The following is a 9,344-nucleotide window of genomic DNA, read 5'->3' as shown; positions in this document are numbered from 1 at the left end:
TTCATTAAGGAACCCTATATAAAGCTCCTATTTAAACGAATTATTGAGATTTGATTATTATTATTTACTATGTTAGTATTATGAAGGTAGTTTTTGTATAAGGAGATATAAATTATGATAGATATAACTAAAGAGTTTCTAATGAAAAAATATAATATAAATTCTACGCTTTTAGAGCTTTATGAAAATGCATTAGAAGATGTAAAACCGCAATTTGAAAAATTAGATGAAATAAGAGAGTATAATCAGCTTAAAGTTTTAAATGCACTTCAAGAGGAAAGAATAAGTGATATGCATTTTACTAATTCTTCTGGGTATGGATATGGAGATATAGGAAGAGATGCCTTAGATAAAGTTTATGCTAAAGTATTTAATACTGAAGCTGCACTAGTTAGACCTCACTTTGTTAATGGTACTCATGCTATTGGTGCGGCCTTATTTGGAAATTTGAGGCCTGGTGATACAATGGTTAGTGTTTGTGGAGCACCTTATGATACTCTTCATAGCATAATTGGAATTAGTGAAGAGGAAAATATAGGTTCATTAAAAGAGTATGGTGTAAATTATAAACAGATAGATTTAGGAGAAGATAAAAAAGTTGATATAGAAGCTATGAAATCTATATTAAGAGAAGATAGCACTGTAAAATTAGTACATATTCAAAGATCCACAGGTTATGGCTGGAGAAATTCTTTATTAGTAGAAGATATAAGACCGATAATTGAAGCAGTTAAGGAAATAAATAAAGATATAATATGTTTTGTAGATAATTGTTATGGTGAATTTATACAGATCATCGAGCCTACAGACGTAGGAGCAGACTTAGTAGCAGGTTCGCTTATTAAAAATATTGGTGGAGGTATAGCTCCAACTGGAGGATATATAGCTGGAAAAGAAGAGTACGTAAATCAAGCAGCATATAGGTTAACTATACCAGGAATAGGTGGAGAATGTGGTTCTACTTTTGGAGTAATGAGAACACTATTCCAAGGATTATTTTTAGCACCTCATATTGCTATTGAAGCTGTTAAAGGAGCAATCTTTTGCGCTAGAATTATGGAATTAGCAGGTTTTGAGGTTCTTCCAAAGTATAATGATGAAAGAAGCGATATAATTCAGGCAATTAAGTTTAATGATAAAGAAAAATTAATAAAATTCTGCAAAGGAATTCAAGCAGGTTCGCCAATAGATTCTTTTGTAGAGTGTGAGCCGTGGGATATGCCAGGATATAGTGATCAAGTTATAATGGCAGCAGGTGCCTTTATTCAAGGTTCTTCAATAGAATTATCTGCTGATGCTCCAATTAGAGATCCATTTATAGCATATCTTCAAGGTGGATTAACTTTTGACCATGCCAAAACAGGAATATTAATTGCATTAGGAAAAATATTTGCGTAATAAAAGCGTGACATTTTGTCACGCTTTATTAATATTTTCTATATAGTCCTGCAAGTTTTCCAAGGATAGTACAGTCTTTTACTAAAATTGGATTCATTGAAGCGTTTTCTGGTTGAAGTCTTATATAGCCATCTTCCTTATAAAAAGTTTTAATTGTAGCCTCATTTTCAATAAGAGCTACTACAATGTCGCCATTATTAGCTACAGAAGCTTTTTCTATAATCGCCAAATCGCCATCAAATATTCCAGCTTCAATCATGCTTTCTCCAGAAACTTTTAATATGAAAAGATCATTTCTATTTTTTATAAAATTTATTGGCATAGAAAATGTATCTTCAATACTTTCATGAGCAAGTATAGGTTCCCCAGCAGTTATTTTACCTACTATAGGAATATCTATTAACTCTTTTTTTATTGGAGAGTCTAATAAAAGCTCTATTGCTCTAGGTTTAGTAGGGTCACGTCTTATAAGTCCTTTTTTTTCAAGACGAGATAGATGACCATGAACCGTAGAGGTTGATTTTAAATTTACTGCTTCACATATTTCTCTAACAGAAGGCGGATAACCTTTTGTGGATATTTGTTGTTTTAAAAATTCATATATTTCAATTTGTTTATTATTCTTAATATCAGCCATAGAAGCACCTCGTTTCTTAGGGAAATTATATCATAAGAAATTTTAAATATCAAACTTATGTTCTATAAAGGACATGTCATTATAGGGATCCTTAATGAAAATTTAACTTANNATATATTAAGTTTTTGCATTGTATCCCTATAAAACATGACTATAATAAGTAAATTTTACTAATACTAATTATAAAGTTAAAATTAAAAGATATTTCAATTTAACATTTTTTCTTGTATACTTATGTAGTTTACAAAGACAGATGAAAGCTTAAGGAGAGAGAACGATGATAAATAGTTTTAGTGATTTAAATATAAGTGAAAATATAATTAAAGGTTTAGATGCACAAGAAATAAAGATACCAACGAAAATACAACAGAAATCTATACCATACATATCTGATAATAAAGATGTAGTTGCACAATCAGAAACTGGTAGTGGAAAAACTTTAGCGTATCTACTACCTCTTTTTCAAAAAGTTGATGCTTCAAAAAGAGAGAATCAAGCTATAATATTAACTCCTACTCATGAGTTAGCAGTGCAAGTACAGAAAGTAGTAGATGCTTTGTCTAAAAATAGCAATCACAATATAACTTCTTCAGTTATAATTGGAAATGTAAATATTAAGCGTCAGGTAGAAAAGTTAAAAGAAAAACCTCATATAATTGTTGGGTCTGCTGGAAGAATATTAGAACTAATAAAAATGAAGAAGATTTCTGGTCATACAATAAAAACTATAATTATAGATGAATGCGATAAATTATTAGATATAAACAATATAGAAAATACAAAAGCTATAATAAAAACTACTTTAAGAGAAAGACAAATTTTATGTTTTTCAGCAACTTTAACAGAAGAGGTTATTAACTTTTCAAAGGAAATGATGAAAGAGCCAGTTATTATAAAAAGTGAAGCAGAAAATATCGCAAATAAAAATATTGATCATATATATTTTGTTTGTGATAGAAGAGATAAAATCATTATGGTAAGAAAACTGGTAGCAGCTTTAAATCCTAGAAAAGCAATAGTATTTATCAATAAAAGTGATGAAATTGAAATAATGGCAGAGAAGCTTAGATATCATAAACTAAAAGCTGAATCAATTCATGGTACATCCTTTAAAAGTGATAGAAAAAAAGCTATGGATGCTTTTGTTAATGGTAAGTCTAATATATTGGTTTCTTCTGATTTGGCTTCTCGAGGACTTGATATTAAAGGTGTTACCCACATTATAAATTTAGATTTACCGGAAAACTCAATGGATTATATACATAGGGTAGGAAGATGTGGAAGAGGTAATGAAAAAGGTGTGGCCATATCAATAGTGACAGAAAGAGAAGAAAGTATCATTTCTCAATACAAAAATAAATTTAAAATTAATATTGATTTAAAAGATATATATTTTGGTAAAATTATTAATCCTAAAGAAAAGCAGGCTGTAAAGAAAGATAAAGGTATAGCATTTAAAACAAAAACAAAAGCTAAAGTTAAAAATAGTAAAGAAAAAACATATAAACAAGTAAAAAACAAGAAAACTTCCGAGAAAAAATTTAAATAGAAATATATACTGAAATTCATTAGGTTAAAGTCCTTTTATATGATATAATAGGACTTGCGTTTTATAAAGACTATTTATACATAAATAAGAGAAATTAATAAAATTGATTATTTTAAATAAATTTACAATTATTAATATAATTAGAAAAATAATAAATTGGAGGTAATAACATATGATACAAGCAACTAATGTTAGCTTAAGATACGGTGCACGTAAGCTGTTTGAAGATGTTAATATAAAATTTACTGAAGGAAATTGTTACGGAGTTATAGGTGCTAATGGTGCAGGTAAATCTACATTTTTAAAGATATTATCTGGAGAGCTAGAAGCTAATACAGGAGAAGTTTCAATAACTACAGGACAAAGACTAGCAGTATTAAAGCAGGATCACTTTGCTTATGATGAAGTAGAAGTTTTAAAAACTGTTATTATGGGGCATCAAAGATTAATTAAAATTATGGAAGAAAAAGATGCATTATATGCTAAAGAAGATTTTTCTGATGAAGATGGTATAAGAGCTTCAGAACTTGAATGCGAATTTGCAGAACTTAATGGATGGGAAGCAGAAAGTGAAGCAGCTACACTATTAAATGGATTAGGAATAAATGAAGAATTACATTATAAATTAATGAAAGACTTAAATGGATCTGAAAAAGTTAAAGTGTTATTAGCACAAACTCTTTTTGGAAAGCCAGATATACTATTAATGGACGAGCCTACTAACCATTTAGATATAAAATCTATTACATGGCTTGAAAATTTTCTTCTTGATTTTGAAGGAACAGTTATAGTTGTTTCTCACGATAGACACTTTTTAAATAAAGTTTGTACTCATATGGCTGATATAGATTTTGCAAAAATTCAGCTTTATGTTGGAAACTATGATTTTTGGTATGAATCAAGCCAATTAGCTCTTCAAATGTCTAAAGATCAAAATAAAAAGAAAGAAGAAAAAATTAAGGAGCTTCAAGCTTTCATTGCTAGATTTAGTTCCAATGCTTCAAAGGCAAAACAAGCTACAAGTAGAAAGAAACAATTAGATAAACTTACTTTAGATGATATTAGTCCATCTTCAAGAAGATATCCTTTTGTTGGATTTAAACCTGAAAGAGAAGCAGGAAATGATTTATTAGAAGTTAAGAATTTAAGTAAAACTATAGATGGAGTTAAAGTTTTAGATAATGTTAGCTTTATGATTAATAAAGGTGATAAGATAGCATTTTTAGGAGATGGTATAGCTAAAACTACACTATTTAAAATACTTATGGGAGAGATGGAAGCAGATAATGGAGAATTTAAGTGGGGTGTTACTACGTCTCAAGCTTATTTTCCACAGGACAACTCTGAATATTTTAATGAGTGTGATTTGAATTTAGTAGATTGGCTAAGACAATTCTCAGAAGAAAAATCTGAAAGTTTTATAAGAGGATTTTTAGGAAGAATGTTATTTTCAGGAGAAGAGGCGCTAAAAGAAGCTTCTGTTTTATCAGGAGGAGAGAAAGTTCGTTGTATGCTGTCTAAAATGATGTTAAGTTCTGCTAATGTATTAATTTTAGATGAGCCTACTAACCATTTAGATCTTGAATCTATTACAGCAGTTAATAATGGTTTAATGAGTTTTAGCGGAACCATATTATTTACATCTCATGACCATCAATTTATACAAACAGTTGCAAATAGGGTAATTGAAATAACTCCTAAAGGAATTATGGATAGAGCAATGAGCTATGATGAATATTTAGAAAGTGCGGAAGTTCAAGGAAAAGTTGCAGAAATGTATAAATAAGCTAGTTATTTTGTTGACAAAATTTAAAAATTGTATATAATATATAACATAATTTAATATTAAAATTCTGTGAAGAGGACAGTACTTTCTTATAAATCTTAAAGCGAACAGAGGCATGGTGGAAGCTCTGCAAGAAAATAAGAAGCTAAAATGGTAACATAGATGCATCTAATAGTTAGATAGGAAGAGAACCTTGGAGAAGCTACCTGAAAGAATAAAATAAGTTTAAATTATAAAATTTATTAATTATTTGCATAGGGTTTGTCGCTAGAAGCGTTAAAATATTGAGTGGACTTTTGTCAACTAGAGTGGTACCGCGGATATTACACCCGTCTCTTATTTTAGAGACGGGTTTTTTATGTAAAAAAATAAATAAAATATTAATTTATTAAGTTATAATTTTGTTTTTAATAGAAAACAATAACTTAATATGTTATAGGAGGCCTAACAATGGATTATAAAAATTATATAGCTAAATTATTATGTAAGCATATAGAAATTGATGAGGAAAATATAGAAAAGTTAATAGAAATACCACCAAAGCCAGAAATGGGAGATTTCGCTTTTCCTTGTTTTAGTTTAGCAAAGACTATGAGAAAAGCTCCTAATATGATATCAAGTGAATTAAAAGAAAAGATAGTAGATGAGAACTTTGAGAGAGTAGAAGCTTTTGGACCATATTTAAATTTCTTCGTTAATAAAGAAAGCTTTGTTAAAAATATTCTTGAAAAAATATTAAATGAAAAACAAGATTATGGTTCAAATGATAATGGAGAAGGAAAAAATGTAATAGTTGAATATTGTTCTGCTAATATTGCAAAACCATTCCACGTTGGACATTTATTTACAACAATGCTGGGAAATTCTCTATACAAATTATTTAACTTTCATGGATATAATGCAATAGGAATTAATCACCTTGGAGACTGGGGAACACAGTTTGGAAAATTAATATATGCCTATAATAACTGGGGAGATGAAAAAGCTCTTCAAAGTGACCCAATAAAGGAAATGTTAAGGGTTTATGTTAAATTCCATGATGAGGCAGAAAAGAATCCAGCACTTGAAGATGAGGGTAGAAAACACTTCAGACTACTAGAAGAAGGAAATGAAGAAGAAGTTAAACTTTGGACTAGATTTAAAGAATTAAGTTTAAAAGAATTTGATAAATTGTTTAAAATCCTGAATGTTAATTTCGATTCTTTTGATGGAGAAAGTTTTTATACAGATAAAATGGATGCTGTCATAGAGGAAATAGATACAAAGGGACTACTTACTGATAGTAACGGTGCCAAAGTAGTAATGCTTGATGAGTATAATATGCCACCGTGCATAGTTAAAAAAGCAGATGGAGCAACAATTTATGCAACTCGTGATTTAGCAGCAGCTTTTTATAGAAAGAAGACTTATGACTTTTATAAAAATATATATGTAGTTGCTAAAGATCAAGCACTTCACTTTAAGCAAGTATTTACTACAGTTAAGCTTATGGGTCATGATTGGGCAGATGATTGTATTCACGTTGAATTTGGATTAGTACGTTTTGCTGACAAAAAGCTTTCAACAAGAAAAGGAGACGTAGTATTCCTTGAAGACTTATTAAATGAAGCAGTGGCTAAAACCTTAGAAGTAATAAATGAAAAAAATCCAGAGCTTGAAAATAAAGAAGAAGTAGCTAAAAAAGTAGGTATTGGTGCAATAGTATTTACTTATCTAAAAAATTCAAGGGAAAGAGATATAGTATTTAACTGGGATGAAATGCTAAGTTTTGAAGGTGAAACAGGACCATATGTTCAATATACTTATGCAAGAGGTAAGAGTATATTAAGAAAAGTGGGAGAAGAAGTAACTGGAGAAGTAGACTATGGCAAATTGAATTCTAAAGAAGAGTTTGAATTAGCTAAAGAACTTGGAAATTTTGAAAATGCAATAAACAATGCCCTAGAAAAACTTCAACCTTCTGTAGTTACAAGATATTGTATAGAAGTGGCTAAGGCATTTAATAAATTTTACAATGCTCATAATATCGCAAACTCAGAAGATGAAGCTACAAAGAATGCTAGAATCAATTTAGTTAAATCCACACTTCAAGTTCTAAAAAATGGATTAGGTTTAATAGGATTAGAAGTAGTAGATAGAATGTAATATATTTAAAATTCAATGAAGAGGACAGTACTTTTTTATAAGCCTTAAAGCGAGCAGAGAAATGGTGTAAGCTCTGTAAGGAAATAGGAAGCTGAAATGTAAGCATGGAAGCATCTAGTATTTAGATGGGAAGAGAGCCTTGGAGAAGCTACCTGAAAGGATAAAATAGACTTTAGTCAATTTATTTTGTTTGTATAGGGCTTGCCGCTGAGAGCGTTAAAATATTAAGTGGACTTTTGTCAACTAGAGTGGTACCACGGAAAACTCCGTCTCTTATTATAAGAGGCGGAGTTTTTTTATAAAATTTTAATGGCTAGATTTATAATTTATCTTTATATGGTATTGAGATTTAATAAATAAATTAAATTTGGGAGGATTTAATATGGAATATAAAAAATATATAGCAAAAGTATTAAGTGAATATTTGGAGTTAGATTTGGAGGGGATAGAGTCACTAATAGAGATTCCGCCAAAACTAGAAATGGGGGATTTTTCTTTTCCGTGCTTCACTTTAGCAAAGGCTATGAAAAAGTCTCCTAATGTGATATCAATTGAATTAAAAGAAAAGATATCAGATGAAAATTTTGAAAAAATAGAATCTTTTGGACCTTATTTGAATTTTTTCTTAAATAAAGAGAAGGTGACTAAATCTATTATTGAAAAAATATTAGATGAAAAACAAGAATATGGTTCTAATACGGAGGGAGAAAATAAAAATATAATTGTAGAATATTCTTCTCCTAATATTGCAAAACCTTTTCATCTAGGTCACCTATTTACAACAGTAGTGGGAAACTCATTATATAAATTATTTAAGTTCCATGGATATAATGCAATAAGAGTTAATCACCTTGGAGACTGGGGAACTCAGTTTGGAAAGTTAATATATGCCTATAATAATTGGGGTGATGAAGAAGCACTTGAGAATAACCCAATAAAGGAAATGCAAAGGGTTTATGTAAAATTTCATGAGGAAGCAGAAAAAAATACAGCTATTGAAGATGAGGGAAGAAAACACTTTAAGCTATTAGAGGAAGGCAATGAAGAAGAAGTTAAGCTTTGGGTTAAATTTAAAGAAATGAGCCTAAAAGAATTTGATAAGCTATATGAAATTTTAAAGGTAAGCTTTGATTCTTTTGATGGAGAAAGTTTTTATACAGATAAGATGGATGCTGTTATAGAAGAAATAGATAAAAAAGGATTACTTACTGATAGTAATGGTGCTAAAGTAGTAATGCTTGATGAATATAATATGCCGCCTTGTATAATTAAAAAAGCAGATGGAGCAACAATTTATGCGACCCGTGATTTAGCAGCTGCACTTTATAGAAAGAAAACTTATGATTTTTATAAAAATATATATGTTGTAGGCAAGGAACAATCCCTTCATTTTAATCAAGTATTTAAAACTATTGAGCTTATGGGATATGACTGGACTGATCAATGTACTCACGTAATGACAGGCCATTTACGGTTTAATAATAAAAAATTAGCTACAAGAAAAGGAGATATAATATTAGTTGAAGACCTGTTAAATAAATCTGTAGAAAGAATACTGGAAATAATAAAAGATAAAAATCCAGAACTTGAAAATAAAGAAGAGATAGCTAAAAAGTTAGGAATTGGTGCAGTAGTATTTACTTATTTAAAAAACTCAAGAGAAAAAGATATAGATTTTAAGTGGGATGAAATACTGAGTTTTGAAGGTGAAACTGGTCCTTATGTTCAATATACCTATGCAAGAGGTAAGAGTATATTAAGAAAAGTAGGAGAAGAAGTAACTGGAGAAGTATACTATGGTAAGTTAAATTCTAAAGAAGAGTTTGAAT

At 29.5% G+C, this 9,344-nt stretch carries 6 protein-coding genes; 5 read left to right on the top strand and 1 reads right to left on the bottom strand.

The genetic code is table 11. The features are described from left to right. Nucleotides 1-114: 114 nt before the first annotated feature. Complete coding sequence (locus tag B2W91_RS20905; protein WP_291584477.1) at nucleotides 115-1,398, top strand: aminotransferase class I/II-fold pyridoxal phosphate-dependent enzyme; 1,284 nt, start codon at nucleotides 115-117, stop codon at nucleotides 1,396-1,398. A 28-nt stretch (nucleotides 1,399-1,426) separates the two neighbouring features. Here the strand turns inward: B2W91_RS20905 and lexA are convergent, their stop codons facing one another. Then, complete coding sequence (lexA, locus tag B2W91_RS20900) at nucleotides 1,427-2,035, bottom strand: transcriptional repressor LexA (protein ID WP_291584475.1); 609 nt, start codon at nucleotides 2,033-2,035, stop codon at nucleotides 1,427-1,429. A gap of 277 nt (nucleotides 2,036-2,312) precedes the next feature. On the opposite strand from lexA, the gene B2W91_RS20895 reads away from it, so the two are divergent. The 4 genes from B2W91_RS20895 to argS (B2W91_RS20880) all read left to right on the top strand — a co-directional run. Then, complete coding sequence (locus B2W91_RS20895; protein WP_291584474.1) at nucleotides 2,313-3,584, top strand: DEAD/DEAH box helicase; 1,272 nt, start codon at nucleotides 2,313-2,315, stop codon at nucleotides 3,582-3,584. 172 nt (nucleotides 3,585-3,756) lie between these two features. Continuing rightward, entirely contained in the window at nucleotides 3,757-5,370 is a 1,614-nt protein-coding gene (locus tag B2W91_RS20890; protein WP_291584472.1) for an ABC-F family ATP-binding cassette domain-containing protein, read from the top strand. 450 nt (nucleotides 5,371-5,820) lie between these two features. Next, entirely contained in the window at nucleotides 5,821-7,515 is a 1,695-nt protein-coding gene (argS, locus tag B2W91_RS20885; protein ID WP_291584470.1) for an arginine--tRNA ligase, read from the top strand. 382 nt (nucleotides 7,516-7,897) lie between these two features. Further along, nucleotides 7,898-9,344: arginine--tRNA ligase (gene argS / locus B2W91_RS20880; protein ID WP_291584468.1), on the top strand; the 1,447-nt coding region annotated here is incomplete at its 3' end.

The sequence above is a fragment of the Clostridium sp. UBA6640 genome (assembly GCF_002455975.1).
Taxonomy (GTDB): domain Bacteria; phylum Bacillota; class Clostridia; order Clostridiales; family Clostridiaceae; genus Clostridium_J.
Note: the sequence above shows the minus strand (reverse complement) of the source record. Positions and strands in the feature narration are given on the sequence as shown.